Annotated in this window: 12 protein-coding genes and 1 tRNA gene; 9 read left to right on the top strand and 4 right to left on the bottom strand. The window is 46.3% G+C overall.

The genetic code is table 11. The features are described from left to right. Positions 1 to 161 precede the first annotated feature (161 nt). A complete protein-coding gene (locus QUB06_RS22960) occupies positions 162 to 332 on the bottom strand; it encodes a hypothetical protein (protein ID WP_333437236.1) in 171 nt (56 codons plus the stop codon). Between the two features lie 103 nt (positions 333 to 435). Between QUB06_RS22960 and QUB06_RS22955 the strand changes: the two genes are divergently transcribed. Continuing rightward, positions 436 to 3,849: a PAS domain S-box protein gene (locus QUB06_RS22955; protein ID WP_333437235.1), complete on the top strand. Its 3,414-nt coding sequence runs from the start codon at positions 436 to 438 to the stop codon at positions 3,847 to 3,849. A gap of 55 nt (positions 3,850 to 3,904) precedes the next feature. On the opposite strand, the gene QUB06_RS22950 is transcribed toward QUB06_RS22955, so the two are convergent. After that, a complete protein-coding gene (locus tag QUB06_RS22950; RefSeq protein ID WP_333437234.1) occupies positions 3,905 to 4,972 on the bottom strand; it encodes an ABC transporter permease in 1,068 nt (355 codons plus the stop codon). Positions 4,973 to 5,133: 161 nt separating this feature from the next. Further along, a complete protein-coding gene (locus QUB06_RS22945; protein WP_333437233.1) occupies positions 5,134 to 6,267 on the bottom strand; it encodes an AI-2E family transporter in 1,134 nt (377 codons plus the stop codon). Positions 6,268 to 6,678: 411 nt separating this feature from the next. Between QUB06_RS22945 and QUB06_RS22940 the strand changes: the two genes are divergently transcribed. Continuing rightward, on the top strand, positions 6,679 to 8,472 hold the full coding sequence (locus QUB06_RS22940; RefSeq protein WP_333437232.1) for an efflux RND transporter periplasmic adaptor subunit: 1,794 nt from the start codon (positions 6,679 to 6,681) through the stop codon (positions 8,470 to 8,472). A 431-nt stretch (positions 8,473 to 8,903) separates the two neighbouring features. On the opposite strand, the gene QUB06_RS22935 is transcribed toward QUB06_RS22940, so the two are convergent. Then, positions 8,904 to 12,686: a chemotaxis protein CheB gene (locus QUB06_RS22935; RefSeq protein WP_333437231.1), complete on the bottom strand. Its 3,783-nt coding sequence runs from the start codon at positions 12,684 to 12,686 to the stop codon at positions 8,904 to 8,906. Between the two features lie 954 nt (positions 12,687 to 13,640). Here QUB06_RS22935 and QUB06_RS22930 point away from each other — a divergent pair. The 7 genes from QUB06_RS22930 (at position 13,641) to QUB06_RS22900 (ending at position 23,558) form a co-directional block, all read left to right on the top strand. Beyond that, the gene (locus QUB06_RS22930) at positions 13,641 to 13,895 is read left to right on the top strand and encodes a hypothetical protein (protein WP_333437230.1); all 255 of its coding nucleotides are present in this window, start codon (positions 13,641 to 13,643) and stop codon (positions 13,893 to 13,895) included. Between the two features lie 81 nt (positions 13,896 to 13,976). Then, positions 13,977 to 14,048, top strand: a tRNA-Gly gene (locus QUB06_RS22925). Positions 14,049 to 14,606: 558 nt separating this feature from the next. Further along, positions 14,607 to 15,554 (top strand): oxygen-dependent tRNA uridine(34) hydroxylase TrhO, encoded by a 948-nt coding sequence (gene trhO, locus QUB06_RS22920; RefSeq protein WP_333437229.1) that lies wholly within the window; start codon positions 14,607 to 14,609, stop codon positions 15,552 to 15,554. 224 nt (positions 15,555 to 15,778) lie between these two features. After that, positions 15,779 to 16,435 (top strand): glutathione S-transferase, encoded by a 657-nt coding sequence (locus tag QUB06_RS22915; RefSeq protein WP_333437228.1) that lies wholly within the window; start codon positions 15,779 to 15,781, stop codon positions 16,433 to 16,435. Positions 16,436 to 16,609: 174 nt separating this feature from the next. Beyond that, a complete protein-coding gene (locus QUB06_RS22910; protein WP_333437227.1) occupies positions 16,610 to 17,809 on the top strand; it encodes a transposase in 1,200 nt (399 codons plus the stop codon). Positions 17,810 to 17,847: 38 nt separating this feature from the next. After that, a complete protein-coding gene (gene dpdE / locus QUB06_RS22905; protein WP_333437226.1) occupies positions 17,848 to 21,216 on the top strand; it encodes a protein DpdE in 3,369 nt (1,122 codons plus the stop codon). 437 nt (positions 21,217 to 21,653) lie between these two features. Continuing rightward, positions 21,654 to 23,558, top strand: coding sequence for a response regulator (locus QUB06_RS22900; RefSeq protein WP_333437225.1), 1,905 nt, complete (start codon positions 21,654 to 21,656; stop codon positions 23,556 to 23,558). Positions 23,559 to 23,673 lie beyond the last annotated feature (115 nt).

Below are 23,673 nucleotides of genomic sequence, written 5' to 3'. Positions count from 1 at the left end.
GGTAGAAAAAAATCCAATCAAATTTTTATTAAGCAGGCGTAAGGGAGGCAATCCGCACCCGAAGGAAGTGATACCGTTTGAGATTTGACATTTTAAATTTTAGATTGAAAGAATAGAAGAATTGGGAATGACTGATGACAAGCAGGGTTGGGATCACCGGCCTAAAGTTGCATTTTTTTTACGGGTGTGACTATTTGACCGCCAGTGTCCAGAGCGATCGCCACATTCACGCAAGTAGTGGCATCATTAATATTGCAAGTTTTTACAGTAGCGGTGGAAATCTCAGCCAAGTTTTGAGCGGCCGACCACCCCACTTCAGTATTGCTGTACAACTTTGTAAATTATATCTAGGGCATCTTTATAAACGACAAACGATACGCAAACCTGGTAGGTGTCACAATATTGATGTTATTGAAAAGTCTGAGCAGTTGTGTGATGAAAAGCTCGCCCAAGATGTCACTAAGTCTAGTTTTGTTGATACCGCTGGTGGTGCAAATCTCCGTAGCAGTCGGCGTGACTGGATGGCTGTCGTTTCGCAACGGCCAGAAAGCCGTCAATGACCTTGCTACGAGGTTAAGCTTGGAAGTCGCAGCGAGGACTAAAGAAAATTTCCGCAGTTTTGGGGATGTGTCTCATCTATTCCTGCAAATGAATACTGCTGCGATCGCCTCTGGAAACTTAGACCCGGAAGACTTCCCCAACTTAGAGCGCTATTTGTGGAACCAGACCAAGCTGAGCGATCGAAATACAACCATCTACTACGGCGACGAACAGGGAAAATTCCTCTTGCTCAAGAGAGAAGCAGAACACTTAGTATACATCAGAGACGAATCAACGGCTCCCAACCGCGAAATTTATCGCCTCGACAGCCAAGGAAATCGCACTGAGCTAATCCAAACCGTCCTCTATGACCCCCGTACTAGACCGTGGTACCAAGCTGCCAAACAGGCAGGAAAAGCCACTTGGTCTCCCATCTACGTCTTCGCAGCCTCGCCAGTTCTGGGGATTACGCCGGTGATGCCCATCTACAGCCAAACGGGCAGCCTGCAGGGGGTACTGGCAATTGACCTGACTCTTTCTCAAATCAGCGATTTTCTCCAAAGCATCAAAATTAGCCCGTCGGGACAAGTTTTTGCGATCGAACGCAGCGGGGAAATAGTCGCCAGTTCCACAGATGAACTGCCCTTTGTCACCGGCCAAGACGGACAAAAACGGCTGTTGGCGACACAGAGCAAAAATTTGCTAATTCGATCGGCCTCGACATACTTGCAAAAACGATTTGGTAGTTTTGAACAAATTAACAGCCAAGGACAGTTTACCTTCGAGATAGACGGCAAACGTCAATTCATTACCGTTGCTCCCCTGCAAGACGGCCGCGGCCTCGATTGGCTGATTGTAGTTGCAATCCCGGAAGCCGACTTTATGGAGCAAATTAACGCCAACACTCGCACAACTATCTTATTGTGCTTTTTTGCCTTCGTAGTGGCGAGCGCACTCGGAATTTTCACCACTCGCTGGGTTGTCAAACCGATTACCCGATTGTTGCAAGCTTCCAAAGCTTTAACAAAAATGTCCGAATCCTCCGACTTCACCTCAAAGGAATTAGACGGCGAAGTCGAAGTTCAAGGCGTCAAAGAACTCGGCCTTCTAGCTCAGTCTTTCAATCAAATGGCCCGACAATTGCGAGCGTCTTTTGTTGCCCTAGAACAAACCAACTCTAGTTTAGAACAGCGAGTAGCAGAGCGGACTGCCGAACTCGAAGCCGCCGAAGCAGAATTGCGGGCTTTGTTTGCAGCCATGAACGAATTAATTATAGTTGTGGACGCCAGCGGTCGCTATTTAAAAATCGCGCCCACAAATCTTTCCCTGCTCTACAAACCAGTCGAAGAATTAGTTGGCAAAACAGTCACAGAGGTGTTTCCGCAACCTACATCAGATAATTTTCTCAACCACATCCGAGCAGCTTTAGATACTCAGCAAACTGTTAGCATTGAGTACGATTTAACCATTGACGACCGCGAAGTTTGTTTTGCAGCCAGCATTTCACCGCTTTCAGAAGAATCCGTCATTTTCGTAGCCCGCGACATTACCGAACAGAAGCGAGCCGAATCGGCGCGACACCAAAGGCAAAAACAATTGCTCAAACAAAATACGGTTTTGGTAGAATTGGCAAGAAATAAAGCGCTGTATCGAGGGGATTTGCAAGTAGCGTTGAGGGAAATCACCGAAGCAGCAGCTCATACCCTACAGACAGAAAAAGCTGGCGCGTGGCTGTATGATGAGAGCCGATCGAAACTGCAATGTCTCGACCAATTTAGGCGCAGCAACCACCAGCATTCCCAAGGTGCCGAACTGATAGCAGCCGACTATCCAGTTTATTTTAAAGCTTTGGAAGAACACCGGACGATCGCAGCCGATGACGCTCTCTCAGATATTAGAACTAGAGAATTTGCCGAATCTTACTTTTCACAAGCTGGCACTACTTCTACCTTAGACGCGCCGGTGCGGCTGGGAGGACAAACAGTGGGAGTCATCTGTATCGAACAAGTGGGAACTACTCGCAACTGGACATTAGAAGAACAAAATTTTGCTGCTTCCCTGGCAGATTTGGTATCATTGGCGATCGAAGCCAGCGAGCGCGATCGTACACAAAGCGCTTTGCGTCAAGCAGAACAAAAATATCGCAGCATCTTTGAAAATGCCGTCGAAGGCATTTTTCAAAGAACCCCCGAAGGCCACTTCTTGAGCGTAAATCCAGCTTTAGCGCGCATCTATGGCTACGCCACTCCCGAAGAATTGACATCCAATCTCACAAACATCAGACAGCAAGCTTACGTCAATCCTCAGCAGGGCGACAAGTTTATGCGGGTGATGGAAGAATTCGGAGAAGTTTCGGGATTTGAGTCACAAGTTTACCGCGTTGACGGCAAGGTAATTTGGATTTCCGAAAGCGCGCGTGCAGTGTGCGACGCCAACGGCGAGGTACTCTACTATGAAGGCAGCGTCGAGGATATTAGCGATCGAAAAATCTTTGAATCCGCCTTGCAACTCGCCCTAGAAGCAGCCGAAGCCGCTTCCACCGCAAAAAGTGCATTTTTGGCAAATATGAGCCACGAACTGCGAACACCTCTGAATGCCATCATCGGCTACAGCGAAATGCTCCAAGAAGAAACCGCAGAATTGGGTTACGATGAACTCACCCCAGATTTAGACAAAATCCGCACTTCCGGCAGACACTTGCTATCGCTAATTAACGACATTCTCGACATTTCTAAAATCGAAGCCGGCCGCATGGATCTTTACTTAGAAACCTTCGACATCGCCGCCTTGATTGAAGAAGTAGCATCCACCGCCGCGCCGCTAATAGAGAAAAACGGCAACATTCTCAAGTTGCACAAAATTAGCAATATCGGCACCATGCACGGTGACATTACGAAAGTGCAGCAGATTTTATTAAATTTGCTGAGCAATGCTGCCAAATTCACTCAAAACGGTACAATTACCCTCACAGCCAGCCGAGAACAAATCGCGGGCGACAGCAGCGAAACAAAACAAGAAAACACTTCTGAGCCTGCGGCAAATTCAGAATCTTCAATTGCTAGTAAAGAATTTTTAGTTGTTAATTGTACAGATACAGGAATTGGGATGACTCCAGACCAGTTGCAGCATATTTTCCAACCCTTTACCCAAGCAGACGCTTCCACCACCCGCAAGTACGGCGGCACCGGTTTGGGACTAGCAATCAGCCAGCGTTTTTGCCTAATGATGGGTGGCAATATTGCAGTAAAAAGTCAGGAGGGTGTTGGTTCTACTTTTACCATTTGCTTACCGGTTAATCCGCCCAATTAGGGGGCGTAACTTTTACACCCGCTCTGCCTAAAAACTAGAAATTACTAACTCCCAATTACCTTTGAATGCTTCTCGGATCGAGAGCATCCCGCAACCCATCCCCCAATAAATTAAACGCCAAAACAGTCAAAATAATAAGTATCGCCGGAGGCCAAACCAACCAAGGCTGCAACACTAAAATTGAAGCATTAGTAGAAAGAGATAGCAAATTTCCCCAAGAAGGATCTGGCTGTTGAATTCCCAAGCCAATTAAACTCAAAACCGACTCCGCCACAATAAAACCTGGAACCGCCAAAGTAGCAGAAATAATTACATAAGTTGCAGTTTGTGGCAAAACGTGGCGGACAATAATATAAATTGGATTGGCCCCCATTGCCCGCGCCGCTTGCACGAATTCTCGTTGTTTAATTGACAGTACCTGACCGCGAATTACCCGCGCCAAACCGGCCCAATTGATAAATGAAGTAATCAGCACAATCAATATAAATCGCTGAGCACTTGTCAATCCCGGCGGCAACACTGCTGCTAGCGCTACTAATAAATAAAGACCAGGAATCGTCATCAATACTTCGGCGAAACGCATTAAAATACTATCAATCCAACTGCCGAAATAACCGGATATGCCTCCGATTAACAATCCCAATGGGAAAGAAATTGCTATGCCAACTAAACCGATGCAGAGGCTAATTCTGCTGCCGTGTACTAAGCGACTGAATTGATCGCGAGCTTGTTCGTCCGTCCCTAAAAGGTTAATTTGGCCTTCTCCTGTAGTACCAAACAAGTGCCTCTCTAATGGCAAAACTCCTAAAAACTTATAGGGAGAACCTTTGACAAACAAACCTAGAACCGAGGGTTTTTGCCAGTCTACAATTACCTCACGAGCGCCGGTATTTGCATCCACCGGGCCCTGAGTAGTCGGATAAACGTGGGGCCCGATAAATCGCCCGTCTGGGGTGCTTAAATAAATCTGAGTCGGCGGCAGCAAGGAAGCGTTTAATTGAGAGTCGTAGGGGTCATAAGGTGCCACAAATTCGGCCAAAAGTGCGACTGTATAAAAAATTAACAGTAGCACGGCTCCCAACCGAGCTAGAGGATTTTTTCTAAGATTTTGCCACCATTTCATAATTTTTTAGGTTTGAGATTTTCAGTGGTTAGTAATAAAGACTAAAGTTCTTAAAGTTCTTTGTAGAGACTTTAGTCTTTTCTTAATGGACTCAGCAGCAAAAAGTTAAGTCCTGACGTATAAAAGTTTTCCTAACTGTATTACTTACTACAAAAGTTAGACTACTTTTGTTCATCTGCGACCAAGATTATTCTAGTTTCCTCTTCTGGTATTTTCCCCAATTCCTCGCCGCTAAAAGGATTGTAGAAAAACGAGCCTGTTTGGGGCGGCAATTTGGGATTGAGTACAATTTCTACTATACTTTTTACAACCCCAGTGAGCGGAATTGCCAGGATAACTCCCAACAATCCTCCCACTCTACCTCCTAACAGCAAAGCTGTGAAAATAATTACCGGGCTCAATCCGGTGAGATTCCCCATGATTCGGGGAGCTACTAAATTATCCTTGATTTGCTGGAGACCGATCGCCACTACCAACACTTGTAGCGCCAGCCACCAATCAATAAACGCTACAATTATACTAACAGTACCAATTCCCAAAGTTGCTCCAATAAAGGGAATTATTTCCGTCAATCCTATAAACACGGCAAACAACAGAAAAAACGGAACTTGCAGCCACCAAAAAGCCAGAGTTAGCGAGAGGGCCATAAATAGTCCCAGCAATAACTGTCCCGATACAAACCGCTGGAGGTTTCGCTGCAAAGTCTCTGTTAAAACATAGCGAATTTCTGGGGAAAAAATGCTGGTCAAACCCTGCCAGACTCTTTGCCCGTCAAGGAGCATATAAAAGGAAATCACCACAATAAAAATTAAGTCCAAAAACCAGTTAAAAGTACCGACAACTAAGCCTAAACCCGTACCGGCGATCGCCTGGACTTGTCCCTGGACTCTCGCTGACAGTTGCTGCTCGAATATTTGCACGTCAAACGGTAAATTGCGATCGGCACTCCAGGCTTGAAATTCACCTAGCTGCAGCCGCCCCGACTCCAGCAATTCCGGCAACCTCACCCCCAACTGGCTCGCTTGGTTGAACACCGGCGGCACAATAGTTAAACCGATTACTACTACTATCACACCCGCAGTTAAATAAACCAGCCCCGCAGCTACTCCCCGTGGCAAAAATACTTGCAGTCTTTTTACTGCATAATTTAATAAAAATGCAATGAGTCCCGCTGTTACTAAAATGCTCACCAGTTCCCCAACATAACTGACAGCAGTCAGGGTAAACCATCCCGTCACTAGCACTAGCAGCCAAGTAATTAGAAACTGTTGGAGAGGAGAAAAGAGACTACTCATTTTGATTTTTTTTAAATAAAGTGGCACAAATTTTTCAGCAGATGTGCCGTATTATACAGTAAACACATGAGAGTATAGATTAGGAATAATCAGTTCAAGATTAGACTGACTTTTCTGAGCATTGATAGATAGGTGACGGCTAAGCCAGTTGGGGAGACACAATGCCAGCCCGATCGACCCCACGATCAGAAATCACGCTCATATTCAGTATGCCCCAGAGGCAGATCAAATTAAATGTCGATCGTACAAACTCGGATCAATTCGCCATTGTAAGGTGAAAGGGCACCACACTCACCCAAAAGGGGGACGCGGGACTGCTGAGGCCATCCGCTAAAATGAATCAAATATAAAAACCGCAATCTTTCTTTACAATAAAAAAACCAAAGGCTAATAGCCGCGAGAGGAACTACCGTGACCAATCAAGTTTTTTCAGAAGCGGAAGAAAAGCAACCCCTTCCCCCCGTGCAGAGCGGACGCGACAAGAACTCAGCAGTGGATGTACCTGAAAGTGGGGTCTCAGAAAACTCTCGCTGGTCATTCTCCGGTGAGGAAGATGAACGAGAAGTTGCCCTAGAAGCTCCAGAAATGGAGGGGGAACAATCAGAAGTGTGGGAACCAGAAGCAACTGAAGTTGGGCCCCGTAAAGAAATCAGGTGGCCTGCCTTGTTGGCGGGCGCAGGGATGGGCGTGGCTGCAACGTTGCTAGCAGTAAACTTGACTGGGGGCAAACAGAGTTCGCGTCCCGCAGCTCCAATTCCCTCGGCAACTGTGCAAACGACGGCTCAGACTGTGACAGTGGCGCCTGTGGAATCTGCCGAGGTGGGTGAAACTCTGGAAGCGACGGGTAGCGTGGTGGCCTACGACTTACTGCCAGTGCTGCCACAAGCCAACGGTTTGCAAATTAAGCAGGTGTTGGTGGCCGAGGGAGATGCGGTAGAAAAAGGTCAGACGATGGCGGTTTTGGACGATTCGGTATTACGATCGCAAATTGCCGAAGCGCTTGCGGAAGTACAATCGGCCAATTCTACGGTAGAACAAGCCGAAGCTCAGGTACAGCAAGCCGAGTCAGCTCAACAAGAAGCCCAAGCCGGCGTGGCTCAAGCCCAAGCTGGCGTTGAAAAAGCCATCGCTGACGCAGCGCAAGCCAGAACAGGCGTCGGGCAGGCAAGGGCCGGTGTGGAACAAGCTAAAGCCGGTGTCACTCAAGCTAAAGCCGGCATTGCCTCCGCTCAGGCTAAATTAGATCAAGCTCAAAGAGAAGTAAATCGCACCCAAGATTTGGCTTCTCAGGGAGTAATTAGTCAGCAAGATTTAGAAAGACGCAAGACAGAGCGGCAGACTGCTCTTGAAGACTTGAACAAAGCTAAAGCTGACTTGAATACAGCTTTGCAAGAACAGAATAAAGCAGCAGAAGAAGTGCAATCTTCTATTGCTAAAGTAGCTACTGCAGAAGCTAATATCAGTACGGCTAGAGCGGCCCTCGCCAGCGCTCGTGCTAAAGTGAATACGGCCGGAGCGAGTGTCAGCAGTGCCAGAGCAAATGTGGGAAATAACGCAGCAAGTGTCCGCAGCAATGATGCACAAGTCAAACAGTTACAAACTCAACTAGAACAAACTATTGTTCGAGCGCCGGATAGTGGCACTGTGGCTGAAAGAATTGGTCGAGTTGGCGATGTTTCTTCGGGAAGTCAAAAACTATTTTCAATTATTCGGGGAAACAAGCTGGAACTGCAATTGAAAGTACCGGAAACTCAGCTTTCGCAAGTGCGGCCGGGAACAGCAGTGCAAATTACTTCGGATTCTGACAAGCGGATTAAGTTGTCAGGAACTGTACGAGAGATTTCGCCGGTAGTTGACCCGCAAAATCGGCAAGCTACGGTGAAGATTGATTTGCCCACAAGCGAGTTTTTGCGATCGGGAATGTTTTTGCGTGCATCCATTTCGACGGCAACGGCTCAAGGTTTGAAAGTCCCTGCTAAAGCTATTGTGCCGCAATCTGACGGCACTTCTATTGTTTATAAACTTGTCGGCCAGGATAAGGTGCAGGCTCAACCGGTGGAAGTTGGGGAAATTTCCGGGGGCGCTGTGGGCGATTTGACTGCTGCTAAGGTGGTGGTTAAAAAGGGTTTGAAGGCGGGCGATCGGGTGGTTGTTACTGGCGCTGGTTTTCTTAAGGATGGCGATCAGGTTAAGCTGGGTAAATAGTTATATCGATTCCGGTTGCAGCGGAATCATTGTTGACGGTTGAGTGTTGAGTGTTGAGTGTTGACTGTTGACTGTTGACTCGATTTTATTATTGTGATGCAACCGGAAACGAGATCAGATCAGGCCCTACTTGGCTTATAGCAATCGCGAAATCTTGAATTCATACCTGTATCCAGCAACGCCAGATTAGAAATAATATCAATTCCGGTTGCGCCGGAATGATATCAAATCCTTGCTTCATTCGTCGGGCGTAAAGTCGAATCAAGCTCGCAACAAATAATTCGCGCAATTTTCAGTTTTTTGACTCACAGTCAACAGTCAACAGTCAACAGTCAACAGTGAACTCGAATTTACTATTCCGATGCTAACGGATTTGATATCATAGCTAAATTCAGCAACGCCGAAAAAGATAGTAATAGCATCATTAATAATTATTCGGATTCACTTGTGTCTTTGGCACATTTGAGCGTCGAACTTTCTGGGAGCTCTGTTCGTAGCGGCAACCTCACGGTAAACGTTGCCCCTTGTCCCTCACCTGAACTTTCTGCACTAACAGTACCGCCGTGGAGTTCTACTAAATGACGGACGATCGAGAGTCCTAGCCCCAATCCACCCTCTCTGCGAGAGTAGCTACTATCCGCCTGACGGAACCGATCGAACACATAGGGGAGAAAATTAGGGTGAATGCCCTTACCAGTATCGCTAACTTGAATTTGAGCCATGCCATCAATGTAGTCTAATGCGATGTCAATTCTGCCTCCGGCTGGGGTGAATTTAATCGCGTTTGAAAGTAGATTCCACACAACCTGTTGTAAGCGGTTTGGATCGCCCAATACGTTTAGTGTTAAAGAAGTTAGCCTGGATTCCATTTGAAGATTTTTGGCTTCTGCTGCCAAACGAACCACCTCCATCGCATTTTTAACCAGTGGAGTCAGCTCAAGTGCAATAGCATTGAGCCGAAACTGGCCTGTGGTAATCCGCGAAACGTCTAAGATGTCATCGATGAGCTGGTTTTGTGCTTTGGCGGCGCGCTCGATCGTTTTTAGCGCCTCCTCGGTTTTAGCCTGGTCAAATTTTTTCAGGCGCAGCAACTGTGTCCAGCCAATCATCGCATTGAGCGGCGTCCGCAGTTCGTGAGAGAGCACGGACAAAAACTCATCTTTGACGCGGTTGGCCTCCTCAGCAGCGACACGAGCCAATTGTTCTTGAATCCGAAGGCTGCGTTCTATCTCGAACTGTTTTTGCTTGGTGATATCATCGAACGCCAACAGAATCATCTGTGTATCGCCGATGGGAGGCATTTTGCGGCCATTGAGCTGCATTATTTTATGCCCGATATGCTCAAAGTCATGCTCGACCTCAAAATCGTGAAACTCGGTCTTTCCTGCCAGAATTTCTTTTAGGAGCGATCGCAACTTGGGAATATTCCACTGTCTGTTACCGAGATCGAAGATCGAGTGGTGCTCAGTGTCGATCGGCTGCACCTGAAACGTCTCGTAGAAAGAACGGTTGGCGGTGATCGCCCGCAGGTTTAGATCCAGCACTAGCAACGGTTCCCGCACGGTTTCTACGATCGTTTCGGCGTAGTTTTTCGCTTCCATCAACTGCTGGGCGCTGACTTTGAGATCGTGGATATCCACCAACATCACCACAGCCCCATCAATCTTGTGGTCGATCGTCCGATACGGTCGAATATGCAGATCGTACCAACGACCCTCTCGATCTTGAACCTCCTGAACTTTCAAATTGAGGGTACGGATCACCTCTACAATCATTGGCTCTAACTCCGGCATCTTCAACTTGTGAGTGATGTCGCTCACACAGCGCCCGACATCGCTAGAAATCAAGTTGAAGATGCCTTCGATTGCGGGAGTAAACCGACGGATTCGCAGGTCGCCTCCCACCATTAGAATCGGAATATTGATGGTGCTGAGCAGATTCTGTAAATCGTTACTCATTTGAGTTGATTCAACATTGCGCCGCTGCAATTCATCATTAATTGTGTTCAGTTCTTCATTGGTTGCCTGAATCTCTTCTTTTGCGGTTTCGAGTTCCTCATTTGTACTTTGCAACTCTTCGTTGTTCGACAAAATCTCCTCGTTGGCCGCTCTCAAATCTTGGTTAGCGGCTTGATGTTCTAGGATGATCGTTTGCAGGTGGTCTTTTGTAATTTGGAGTTCTTCTTGCAGCCTCGCAATCTCCAAACTTTCACCCTCTAAAACATCGGAGTTGACTCTACGATCGTTTACAGCAGCAGGCATTGCAGGGATCGGCGGCTCGTCTTGAAACAAAACTAAAAAATAGTTTTTTGGTACAGCGCCTGTTGGGAATGGAATCACATTAATTTTGACCTGGCGGATGATCTCGCTTTCTCTAATTTGCACGCCTGCGCGCACGATCGGCAACTGCTGCTGCGAGGCTTGTTCAATTGCAGTGCGGAGTTCGAGGCGCAATCCTTCTTTTGCCATTCTCAGCAAATTCAAGCTAGCCCTACCGGGACACGGTTCTAAGTAGGCATTCGTCTGTCCGCGAAATTGCAGAATGTCCCTGGCTGTGTTAATTACGACGCCGACAGGGGCATAGTGATTCAAAACAATGCTATCGGCCTGTTTCTCGATTTCGATTTCGTTTAAGCTTTCCGTCAGCAGCGGTGGAAAGTTGATGGCTGTCTCCGGATAGTTGCTAGCAGTTAAATCCATGCTTAGCCAATGCGACAGCAGTTTTTTAGTATAAATTTTGTTCTTTTTGTCTAATACCGTAAACAATTCTGAAAAGTCACCAACCGTTTCCGAAGTGCCTAACAGCAAAAAGCCCGCAGGCCGAAGCCCATAGTGGAAAATTGGCAGCAGCTTTTTCTGCAAAGGCGGGCCGAGATAGATCAGCACGTTCCGACAGGTGATCAAATCCATCCGGGAAAACGGCGGCTCGCCGATCAGGTTGTGTTTAGCAAAGACGCAGAGTTCTCGCACCGGCTGAGCGATTTGGTATCCGCCCTCGACTTGCACAAAGAACCGATGCAGGCGTTGGGGTGAAATATCCGCGACTTGGGATCGCGTATAAAAGCCACGGCGCGCATGGGCGATCGCATTTTCGCTGATGTCTGTCGCATAAATCTGAATCGGCAGATCAGTAGCTCGATCTGCTAAAAACTCTAACAAGCAGATGGCGATCGAGTAAGCTTCTTCACCCGTTGAACAGCCGGCCACCCAAATTCGGATCGGTGTTTTCGACGATTTATGTTTGACGATTTCGGGAAAAACATTGCTGCTTAAAGCCTCAAAGCTTTCGGGATCACGGAAAAAGCTGGTGACATGAATGAAGATATCGTGATAAAGCGCCGTTACTTCTGTCGGGGTGTCTTGGAGATATTCGGCATAATCCTCGATCCGTTCCAGCTTGTACAGCAACATCCGTCGCTGCATCCGCCGGTTCAAGGTGGTTTGTTTGTAGTGAGTAAAATCAACTCCTGTAGCGGCGCGCAGCAAACTGTAAATGGTGGCGATCGCATCTTTACTGTCGATCGCATCTTCACTGGTGGTCGATTCTGTCGCAGGCCGATCGGCCATGTAGGGATGACGGCCGATCTCTGCTATTTTCCTGGCAATTTCTTCCGGTGGCAAGGTAAAGTCTACCTGACCCGTAGCCACCGCAGTGTTCGGCATACTGCTGACTTGTGCCGATTCTTGACATTGGGCAAAAGTAATACCGCCCGCAGCCTTAATCGCTTTTAATCCTTGGGCACCATCGCCGTCGCCCCCGGACAAAACGACGCCGATGGCTTGGTTCCCGCGTTCTGTGGCGAGGGAAACCAGAAAAATATCGACGGACATAAACACCCCGTGTGTGCTGCCGCGAGGCGTTAGCTTCAGCACCCCTCGATCGATTGTCATCCTGCAATTCGGGGGGATGACGTAGACCTGATTCGGTGCTATTTGCATCCCATCTGTTATCTCATGCACGGGCATCTGGGTCGATCGACCCAGAATCTCACTCAACACACTTTCCTGAGTCGGCAACATATGCTGAATTATTACAAACGCCATGCCAGTATCCATCGGCAAATGGTTGAGTAATTGGGTAAAGGCTTCCAATCCACCCGCAGACGCTCCTATTCCGACAACTGGAAATAACTCGTTTTGATTGTTTTGTTGCTTTCCTTCAGCATCCATATCAGCTTGAGGTTTAGATTTCTTGGAATTCTTTTTCTGACTCATTTTTTATACCAGATAGCTTCCTGCCTGCGTATTATCGTTATATTGTATTTAATATATATATATATATATATACTAAAATGAATAATAAGTCATCTACCTACCGATATAATATTTAGGCGAAGTCTGCGTGTGTTCTCAAGCGATTTTAAAATCATTATTTTGGAGTTCCCCCTTTCCTAGCGGGGGACAAGATTGAGACGGGAAATTATCAATAATTATACTGTTAAATATACTGTTAAAAGTTAAGAATCCGTGAATTTTCCCGATTCTGCCAGCGTAGGAATTCTATTAAGGTGTGCGAGCGAGTGGATTTCTCCTCCATCCCCCAAATCGTCAATAAACTTCCAACCGGAATTTTGTCCGCCCTTATCAAGCAGTGGGACTATGGAGAATCTCCGGGGAACGAAAACAGTACAATTAAGTAGATAAACTAAAAAAAACAGCATACTCTACAGAACCGCAATTAATCTCATTTTGAGGAAGGTTGTTGCGAGCGCAAATTGGCTACCTCCCCGCCGATGTCAACTATCTGGGGATAATTTTATAAGTGTTTCATCACTGCTTGTTGTGCCATTTTTACCTTTTTAGTCATTTTCAAGGTATCGTCGATCGGTTGTTGCCAATATTGCTTGAGCTCAGCAATTACTTCGTGAACTTTTTCTGGTGTTGAAGTTTGAGGCTGTTAATTGGCCGAGAGAATCTAATAAGTGAATTTTTTAATCTTCCCAAAGTCCGGCAATCCTAGCTAAAGTCGTAAAGAAAAGTAACAAAAATATATTTTAATTAGCTTAGGGAAATTAGCGAAATCCCAGCAGCGCTGCAAAGTTCGGATTCTCAAGACAGGCTGCTGGGGGTAACGGTTCAGAGAAAGTGCGATTCTGCGGTGGCGCTACGGATGTTGCTGAGTAAAGTGAACGATACCGAGTCGAGGGTGCGATCGTTCGTGGCGATGGGATGGCGGCAGACTCCAACTGCGGACTCAATGGCTGCGCTGTTAAAAATGATGTAGTGCGATCGCGCGATCGGAACGTGCGCGCAGAAGCCCCGAACTCTTTGTCAAGGTTCGCAACCGAGGCGATTGCTGATTTAGTGGCAGCTTTTGCCCGCGATGACAATTGGCTCGTCTGCGGCAGTATCATGGCTCGGTTGTGCGATCGGCGATCGGCCAAAATTGATTGTCAAAATGCTATACTCAAAATCCGAAAATAGTTGTACAATGTTTTTCTAGTGGTTTTTTAGCGCTGTGCCTCCACAGTCAAAGAAGGTGAAAGCAAGTAAAAAACCCTAAGCGCGGGCGTAATTCAGTGGTAGAATGTCAGCTTCCCATGCTGAACGTCGTGGGTTCGAGTCCCACCGTCCGCTTGCGAAAAAACTATTTAAAACTTTTGAGGAATCAAGGGTTTTGGCGTTTCTAGGGCTTGACCTCTGTGGTTGCACAGGATGTTTTTGGAGACAAACACAGGGTTTTTGAGGGCTGTTTGGAGACAATTTGGAGACAATTTGGAGAGTATTCGGAGTGTCTCTAAACATGGCTTTGGTTAAGCGCCTAGCTCTGCCAATACGTCCAGCACAGTTTCCATATCCGCCAAATCAGCCCTCGACTTTTTGCGTGGTGCTTTCAACCCACATTCCGCACCTCTACTAGACGTATGGGTCATGGTAAAATTTCAAAAGCGACAGGACCACGTTAGCACTTTGGAGACAATTGGGAGACAATTTGGAGACAATTGGGAGACAATTTGGAGACCACACGGGATACAAAAATCAGCTCGGAGGATGTAAACCTTTGGCATTATCGGATTCCATGAGTGATGCTTACCTCTTCCGCTGAACGTCGTGGGTTCGAGTCCCACCGTCCGCTTTGACTGAATTTTCATATAATTTAATTATGAAAATTAATTACTCTTATCCATTCGATATATGGCTTCTTTCTTAACTGCTGCTTTATATAAGTTCGTTGAACTACCTGATTTTGCTGAGCTGAAAGCACCGCTACTCGATTGTTGCAACAACAACAACGTCAAAGGCACTATCTTGCTGGCCCAAGAAGGCATCAATGGCACTATTGCCGGCTCGTCCGAGGGCGTACACGCAGTGCTGGCATTCTTGCGTAGTGACCCGCGTTTTGCCGATCTCGTACACAAGGAATCTTTCTCGGAAAAAGCACCTTTTTACCGCCTGAAAATACGCTTGAAGCGCGAAATCGTCACGATGGGAGTACCGGACATTAATCCCCGCCTCATGGCTGGCAAATATGTTAAGCCGGAGGAGTGGAATAAGCTGCTTGACGATCCCGATGTTGTCGTGGTTGATGTGCGTAACGACTACGAGGTATCTATGGGTACTTTTGAAGGCGCTATTAATCCCAAAACAAAAAGCTTTTCCGATTTACCTGAATGGGCGCTGCGGGAAACTGCTTTACGCAATAAACCCAAGGTGGCAATGTTTTGCACGGGTGGTATTCGCTGCGAGAAATCTACTGCTTTTTTGCGTAGTCAAGGTTTTGAGGAAGTCTATCATCTCGAAGGCGGAATTTTAAAATATTTGGAAACGGTGCCGGAAGCAGAAAGTCGTTGGGAAGGTGAATGTTTTGTCTTTGATGAACGGGTTTCTGTTGGTCAGGACTTAAAGCCGGGAAATTATGAACTTTGTCGCGGTTGTCGTCACCCGATTAGTCAGGAAGATAAGGCTTCGGAATTATTTGTGCTTGGTGTGAGTTGTCCTCATTGTCATGACTCCAAAACTGAAACCAAAAAACAAGCCTTATCTGAACGTCAACGTCAGATTGAGCTTGCTAAGCGTCGCAACCAAGTACATATAGGCGCACGCTACGATGCGAAGGAAAAAGTAGATGGTGCGATCGACTAATATTATTATTCACTAAGTTTAAAGAAACCCCGTTTCTACGAAAAATCTTGTTTAGCGACGAGAAATCTACGAAGAAACGGGGTTTCTGACCCGAAAAACCCGATCGTGCGATCGACTAATTATATCGTTTCCGGTGCCATCGGCATAATAAAATCGAGTCAACAGTCAACAGTCACCAGTCAACAGTCAACAATCACAGACGGTGCAACCGGAATTGATATTATATGTCAGCAAAATACCCGATTTTGTATTCCTTTCGCCGCTGTCCCTATGCTATGCGCGCGCGCTTGGCCTTAATGGTTAGCAATCGGGTGTGTGAGTTGCGGGAAGTTGTTTTGCGAGACAAACCACCAGAGATGTTGGATGTATCTGCCAAAGGTACAGTACCAATATTGATTGATGTTGATGGGCGCGTACTCGATCAAAGTATCGATATCATGTTGTGGGCATTGAAACAACATGATCCTGAAAAATGGTTGGTGCCACAGCAAGGTTCTCTTACAGAAATGCTGGAACTAATCGCTCTATTTGATGATAGGTTTAAATATCATCTTGACCGTTATAAGTACCCCGATCGCTATCCCGGTGTTGATGCCCAAGTACATCGCTATGAAGGTTCTTTATTCCTGGAAAAACTCAACTCACAGTTAAACGCCACTAAATATTTATTTGGTAACAATGTAGCATTGGCTGATATGGCGATCGCACCTTTTGTTCGTCAATTCGCTCATACCGATCCAGCTTGGTTTAACGAACAGCCTTGGCCTGGCCTACAAGCTTGGTTAGCAGAGTTCACAGAGTCTCAAATTTATAGCAGTGTTATGCAGAAATACCCGAAATGGGAATCCGGTAATCCAGGCGTTGTTTTTCCTTCCTCGTAATTACTTATTCTTATTCGCTGCTCGCATATTTATGGAATTCCCAAAATGTTACCAAAAAATTGGGTTTAAAGCCCCGTCCTTCTAGGACGGCTTTAATTTCCAATTATTGCAAATAATTGTTAAATATACGTATTTTGTAACTAAAAGCTTTCGCAAAAGTGATAAGATTTTGTCATGATAGTTCTAGAGTTTAAGTTGAAAGGCAAAGCCGAGCAATATCGGGTCATCGACGAGATGATCAGAACAGCTCAATTTGTCCGAAACAAAACTCTTAGATATTGGATAGACAATCAAGGAGTTAAGCTAATTGATCTGTACAAACAATGCGCCATTATGGCAAAAGAGTTTGAATGGGCAGGCAAGCTTAACTCAATGGCACGTCAGGCTTCTGCCGAACGTGCCATTTTTGCTATCCAACGTTTTTTCGCTAATTGCAAAGCAAAAACACCAGGCAAAAAAGGCTACCCAAAGTTTAAGAAGCATACTCGCTCTGTCGAATACAAAACATCAGGATGGCTACTTTCTGCCGACAAAAGATGTTTGACATTTAAGGACGGCTTTGCTGCTGGAAAGTTCAAATTAGTCGGTAGTCGGGATTTGCATTTCTATGCACCCGATGAGATTAAGCGAATCAGAGTTGTGCGGCGTGCCGACGGATACTACGCACAACTTTGCATCAATGTGGAGCGAAAAGAAGAACTTATTCCGACTGGTAAAGCTATGGGAATAGACGTGGGATTGAACCATTTTTCTACCGATAGCGATGGTGAAACAGTCGCGAACCCTCGCCACCTCCGAAAAAGTGAAAAAGCTTTGAAGAGATTGCAAAAGCGAGTTTCTCGAAAGAAGAAAGGCTCTGGCAATCGAAAAAAAGCGATCGACAAGTTAGGAAGAAAGCACCTGAAGGTTAGTCGGCAGCGTAAAGACTTCGCCATAAAGACGGCGTTGTGCGCGGTAAAATCTAGCGATTTTGTAGCCTACGAAGACCTTCAAGTACGGAATATGGTCAAAAACCATAAACTTGCTAAGTCGATTAGCGATGCAGGGTGGTCACAATTTGCTCAATGGTTAGAGTATTTTGGAAATGTGTACGGCAAAACAGTAATTGCTGTTCCACCTCAATACACCTCGCAAGATTGTTCAAGTTGTGGCAATACTGTCTTGAAAACGCTATCAACCAGAACCCATATTTGCGATTGCGGTGCGACGTTAGATCGTGACTACAACGCAGCTCGCAATATTTTGGTTAAAGGGTTGAAGCAAGCAGGAATTAATTTGAATTTAAATACGGTGGGGCACACCGAAATCAACGCTTGGGGACAGACCGATCTCTACTCTTTGATGGCAGCATCAACGAGCAAATCGACTGATTGATCCAAGAATCCCCGCGCCTTCAAGGCCGGGGAGTGTCAATGTATTCTAGTAAGTATTGTCAGGCTGAAATTATGATTGATGTTGGTTCGTTAGTTCGATCGCCCCGAAGCGATTTGGGAGTCGGAAAAGTTGTTGAGGTATCGCGTATCGAGGCGGTAGTTGAATATTTTTGCTCAGTTAAAAACCGCATCCGCAAAACTGTACCCTTGGGCTTGCTGCAAGAAGCCAGACTTCAGCGCCAAACCCGCTGCTACCTCTGGAGTACCACTCAGGAAAGATGGATAATTGGGCGAGTTTATGATTGGGATGAAGATAAATTAGAGTACGAAATTGACCTCCCCGACAGCCAAAGTTTGCAAGCTGTTGAAAGCGAACTTTACGTTCGCTGCAATATCCCGATCGCCGATCCGATCGACATTTTAGCAGTCAAAGGCCAAGAAACGCCGTATTTTCACGATCGCCGATTGGCATTCGTTCAATCTGCGATCGAACAGCGGGCCGTCAGCCGGGGCATGACCGGTTTAATTTCTGCTAACATAGACCTCTATCCGCACCAAGTTGAAGTCGTCCGGCGCGTCCTAGAAGACCCAATCGTGCGCTATTTATTAGCCGACGAACCAGGATTGGGAAAAACAGTAGAAGCCGGCACAATTCTCCGCCAATTTCTGCTCGACGAACCCAACGGACGCGCTGTGGTGCTGGTTCCGAAATACCTGCTAGAACAGTGGCGGCAGGAGTTGGAAAATAAATTCTATTTGTCTCATTTCGCTGACCGAGTGCAGCTTGTTGCTGTTAGCGACATCAATCAAATTAGCCGCAACGCCAACCTAGATTTTCTGATTGTTGATGAAGCGCATGATGTGGCTGCAATGGCACATTCGAGCGATCGCACTCAGCAGCAGTCCTTTGAACTCTGTCAGAAACTAGCTCAGAAAAGCAAAAATGTATTGTTATTATCTGCAACGCCAGTTCTCGGCCACGAGCAAGATTTTCTAACGATGCTGCACTTGCTAGATCCCACAACTTACCGTCTTGATGACCTGGAAAATTTCAAAGAACAGGTGCAAAACCGTCAAGAAATCGGCCGCGCTTTGCTGGATTTCCGAGAAAATGCCAAGCCTGCTGTTTTGCAAACAAAACTCGCTCAACTTCGCACTATTTTTGCCAAAGATGATTATTTAATCGGATTAGCAACAGAGTTAGAAAGTTGTTTGAAAACTAAAGAAACCGCAGAACAGGCTCGGCTTGTCCGAACTATTCGCACTCACGTTAGCGATACCTACCGTCTGCACCGTCGCATCCTTCGCAACCGCCGCGATGCAGTTGAGGATGTGATTTTCGATCGAGATGCTGTCCCCAAAACTGAGTACGATCTGAATGATGAACAGTGGTCGGAAATTCAAACCGTACTCGATAAATGGCGCACAGTTGCTCCCAAGTCGAGCGAATATCAGAGAATTTTTCTGCTGTTTTTCCGCGCTTCCGGTACTTGGCTGAATGTTTTAGAACGGGTTGTGAAAGCTCGCTTGCAGAAAAAATCGACTCCAGAACTCGATCGCGAATTTGGACAAAATGACACGGCGATTTTGACCAAAACTGCGCTGTTTCCCGAAGAAAGGGAAATGCTGGAAACCTTGCTCAATACCCTGGAAAAGCCCCAGGAAGGACTCGATCGACTGAGTTTGTTACGAATCGCGATTCTCCGATTTCTGGCAGTTGCTTTGAAGGTTCCGCGCGAGTATCACAGCAAACCTCGCGATTTGCTGTCGAGAATTCAACAGCAAATTAAACGGCCGATTCCGGGCGAGCGTTTCCCGAAAATTGTGATTTTTACCAGTTTTACTGCAACTTGTAAAGAGATTGCGGAAAATTTAGCGAAAATCTTTGGTAAAAATGCGATCGCCAGCCATGAGACGAGCAAATCGGCTGATGATGTTGAGGCTAGTCTCAAGCGGTTTAAGACAGAAGCGCATTGTTTTATCTTAGTGTGCGATCGATCGGCGGAAGTAGGGGTAAATCTGCAAGTGACAGATTGGTTAGTTCACTTCGATTTGCCGTGGTTTCCCCATCAGTTAGAACAAAGACTCGGCAGAGTCGATCGCATTGGCAGCAAAATGGGAGTGCAATTTTGTTTGTTTGCAGGCCCGGATTTGCCGGATAGTCCCCACGAAGCTTGGTTTCAAGTTTTAAAAGATGGGTTTGATATCTTCAACAAATCTATTGCCAGCCTTCAGTTTTATGCTGATGAAAAACTTCTCAAACTGGAAGAAAAGTTGTTTGCTGAGGGAGGCAAGGGCTTATCCAGCGAAATTGCAGCGATTAAAACTGAAATCGAACAAGAGAAAATCAAAATTGACGAACAGTACGTTCTCGATGAAATTGATACTCTTGATGACAGCGCATCTCAGTATTTTGAATCTCTCGATAACTGCGATGCTAAGCATAAAGAAATGCAGCGGGCTACTGAAGGTTGGTTGTGTCAAGCTCTTCACTTCAAACAAATCGAACATCCGAGTGTATCGGGGTTGATGCGCTATAAACCTACTCAAAAAACGTTAATTCCCTCGAACGATTTGATGACCAGATTGGTTCCTTATTGCCAGCAATATGGTAGTTACAATCGCCGGATTGCTTATCAGAATGCGGATGTCGCTCTTTACCGCATTGGTGAGGGATTGATCGATGCAATTAGCTCTTATATTCGCTGGGACGATCGCGGTCAAGCTTTTGCCATGTGGCGGCATGATGAAAGTTGGGATGCTGCGCCTGGGAAGGAGTGGTTTGGCTTTCAGTTTAATTATTCAATCCAGACTGATGTGCAACCGGCAGAGCAAGTTTTGCAAGCACAAAATATCGAGAATTACAACTTGAAAGCTTTGCAGCGCCGCGCTGATGCTCTGTTTCTGCCCATTTTTGAAACTGTGTTTGTAGATGCTCGCAGCGAAGAAATGTCACTGGTGGAAGATGCGGAAATTCTGGCGATTTTGCAGCGGCCTTATAAGGGGAAAGGCGGGCCGAATCGGGATTACAATTTGTCGAAAAATCGCACGTCGCTGATTGACAGTTTTGTCGATCCGCTAGAATGGGATGATTTTTGTCAAAAGGGACGGGTGGTATCGGAGGAATTGCTGCGCGGGCGATCGGCTTTTGTGGAAATGTGCGATCGATCTGCTGTCACTGCTGCTATTCAACTCGAAAACCGGGTGAATCAATTGCAGTTGCGCTTGAATCGACTTTCTAAATCCGAACAACTTTTAGAATCGGTTTTGGCTGATGAAATCAATACCGAAAGTTTGTTGAGTCAAGCGGTTTTAGCTGGTATTCGCCGCCCGCACCTGACTCTCGAATCAGTTGGATTTATTGTGATTTCTGGGCGTCCTCCTGTAAAGTCGGAGGATGAAGGATAATTTGTTTGGGAGGGCGATCGCTCTTTTTGGGGCCGATCGCTTTTTAGCAACCGCAGATGCAGGCGGATAAACGCGGATGGACGCAGATGAAGGAAAGGGCGATCGGTTTTATCTAATACCAATTTTGTATGAGGCTGCACATATCTCGATCCCCCCTAGCCCCCCTTAATAAGGGGGGGACAAGATTCTTCTCAAAGTCAACCCCTACTCCCCAACAATCAGGGGGAGTAGGGGGTATGCGAGGGGGATCGAGATATGTGCAACTTCACATTAAATTGGTATAAACTGCGGAAGTGACAGCAATTTTTAGGTTATGGGACTGCAAAAATGATAAGATAAAAGCAGTAGTAATGAGTAGCAGTGATTTAGTTAAAAGCCACGCTTCGGCCTGACATTAAAGCGGGTCGATCGCATGGAAATTAAACCACACAGCCAAAATGAAGAAGTCTCAGATAAACATTCTGCTCGTAGAGGACGATGGAGGGCTGAGTGCAACACTGGCAAATGTGTTGGAAGCAAATCATTACGGGTTCGATCGGGCAAATGATAAACAAGTGGGCCTAGACTTGGCAGCAGCAATTGAGTATGATCTAATTGTGTTAGACGTGCAGCTTCCCAAACTCGATGGAATTAGTCTATGTCGGCAATTGCGATCGCAAGGCTACCACAAACCGATTTTGTTAATGACGGCAAAGGATTCAGATGCGGATGTGGTGGCTCTTTTCGATGCGGGAGCCGATGATTACATCAGCAAGCCTTTTGCTACGGAAGTATTACTGGCAAGAATACGAACTTTATTGCGACGCAGTAAAGCACTTTCCCCAGGAGGTTCTACTCAGAAGTCAGCGGCTAATACATTGACTTGGGGAGAGCTTTGTTTAGATTTAGAGTCTGGTAGAGTGACATTTTGCGAACAAATAATTTCACTGACACCGACCGAATATAATCTGCTGGAATTATTACTGCGAAATCCCGATCGCATCTTTAGTCGCAGTGCTATTTTGGATCGTCTGTGGGGATTTGATGACGCACCAACCGATCGCGCCATTATCACTCATATTAAGGATGTCAGAAAGAAATTGAAGGCCGGCGGCTTAACTGAAGAAATTATCGAAACAGTTTATGGCATGGGCTATCGACTGAAACCGTACCCCCAATCTGCGCCATTTAACTTCAACAAGTTGGTGACAAAGAGTCCCAAAAAACATCAATCTCGCGGGGTAGATAAGTCCGAAATTGACAAAGTGTTAGAGCGGTTTCGGGGATGCTTCAACCAAAAAATTGCTGTATTGGATCAGGCAAAAACTGCTCTATTAGCAGGAATTTTAGAAACGGAATTACAGCACGCGGCCAAACATGAAGCTCATAAATTGGCTGGATCGCTGGGATCTTTTGGTTATCCCGAAGGCTCGAAATTGGCACGCTCGGCAGAGCATTTGCTAATAAAATATCGCTCTTTGACTGCTGAGGAAATTACCCGCTTCTCGGAATTGGTGACAGGATTACAGCAGGAATTAGCCAAAACACCGATTACATCAACGGCTGTACCAGTTTCTACTATTTCAACTTTCAACTATCGGGTTTTGGTAGTTGATGATGATGCTGCATTAACGGAGCGATTGAAAGTAGAATCCGAAGCTTGGGGATTGCGGATGAAAATTGCGCCGAATATTACTGCTGCCCGATCGCGTCTTGCTTTGTCAATGCCCGATGTGATGTTACTAGATTTAAGCTTTGCAGAGACAGAGGAAGATGGATTGACGCTACTGCGAGAACTGACCGAGCGATCGCCTAACCTGCCTATAATTGTCTTTACCGGACGAGATAGCCTTGCCGATCGCTTGGCAGTATCGCGCTTAGGTGCTAAGCAATTTCTCCACAAACCTGCAACCACCGAGCAAATTTTTCGAGCCATCGCCCGTGTTTTACCCACTCCCAAAACTTCAGAAGCGAAAGTCTTAATCGTAGATGATGACCCTGTGATGCTGGTTAAATTATCAGCGTTACTGACTCCTTGGGGAATTGAGGTGACAATTCTCAAAGAACCACAGCAATTTTGGGAGGTGTTAATTCGCACTGAGCCCGATTTAGTAGTGCTGGATCTAGAAATGCCCATCGTTAGCGGGTTAGAATTGTGTCAGGTGGTGCGACAAGATATCCAATGGGAAAATTTACCGATTTTGGTGGTGACAGCCCATACCGATCCAGAATCTCTCCAACAAGCCTTTGCAGCGGGAGCCGATGATTTTATTACCAAGCCGGTACTAGGGCCTGAATTAGTCACGCGGGTATTCAGCCGAATCAGGCGCAGTCGTCCTTTACTTCAGGGTGGGAATACTTAAATACAACTTATACCAATTTTTTATGAGGCCCGGTAGAATCCGATCCCCCTGGCGCCCCCCTTAATAAGGGCAGGGCGGTTTCATTCTCACGAAAATCAGGCTGTTGTAGGGGCGG

Origin of the sequence: Microcoleus sp. D2_18a_D3 (assembly GCF_036702455.1) — a bacterium.
Taxonomy (GTDB): Bacteria; Cyanobacteriota; Cyanobacteriia; order Cyanobacteriales; family Microcoleaceae; genus Microcoleus.
The sequence above is the reverse complement of the archived record's forward strand: the minus strand, read 5'-3'. Positions and strand labels throughout refer to the sequence as shown.

Excerpts from the sequence above, each read along its gene's own strand:
- QUB06_RS22910 (WP_333437227.1), top strand. The coding sequence starts at position 16,610 with ATGATAGTTCTAGAGTTTAAGTTGAAAGGCAAAGCCGAGCAATATCGG.
- QUB06_RS22955 (WP_333437235.1), top strand. The coding sequence starts at position 436 with ATGAAAAGCTCGCCCAAGATGTCACTAAGTCTAGTTTTGTTGATACCG.
- QUB06_RS22915 (WP_333437228.1), top strand. The coding sequence starts at position 15,779 with ATGTCAGCAAAATACCCGATTTTGTATTCCTTTCGCCGCTGTCCCTAT.
- QUB06_RS22935 (WP_333437231.1), bottom strand. The coding sequence starts at position 12,686 with ATGAGTCAGAAAAAGAATTCCAAGAAATCTAAACCTCAAGCTGATATG.
- QUB06_RS22900 (WP_333437225.1), top strand. The coding sequence starts at position 21,654 with ATGAAGAAGTCTCAGATAAACATTCTGCTCGTAGAGGACGATGGAGGG.
- QUB06_RS22945 (WP_333437233.1), bottom strand. The coding sequence starts at position 6,267 with ATGAGTAGTCTCTTTTCTCCTCTCCAACAGTTTCTAATTACTTGGCTG.
- QUB06_RS22950 (WP_333437234.1), bottom strand. The coding sequence starts at position 4,972 with ATGAAATGGTGGCAAAATCTTAGAAAAAATCCTCTAGCTCGGTTGGGA.
- trhO (WP_333437229.1), top strand. The coding sequence starts at position 14,607 with ATGGCTTCTTTCTTAACTGCTGCTTTATATAAGTTCGTTGAACTACCT.
- QUB06_RS22930 (WP_333437230.1), top strand. The coding sequence starts at position 13,641 with ATGGCGGCAGACTCCAACTGCGGACTCAATGGCTGCGCTGTTAAAAAT.
- dpdE (WP_333437226.1), top strand. The coding sequence starts at position 17,848 with ATGTATTCTAGTAAGTATTGTCAGGCTGAAATTATGATTGATGTTGGT.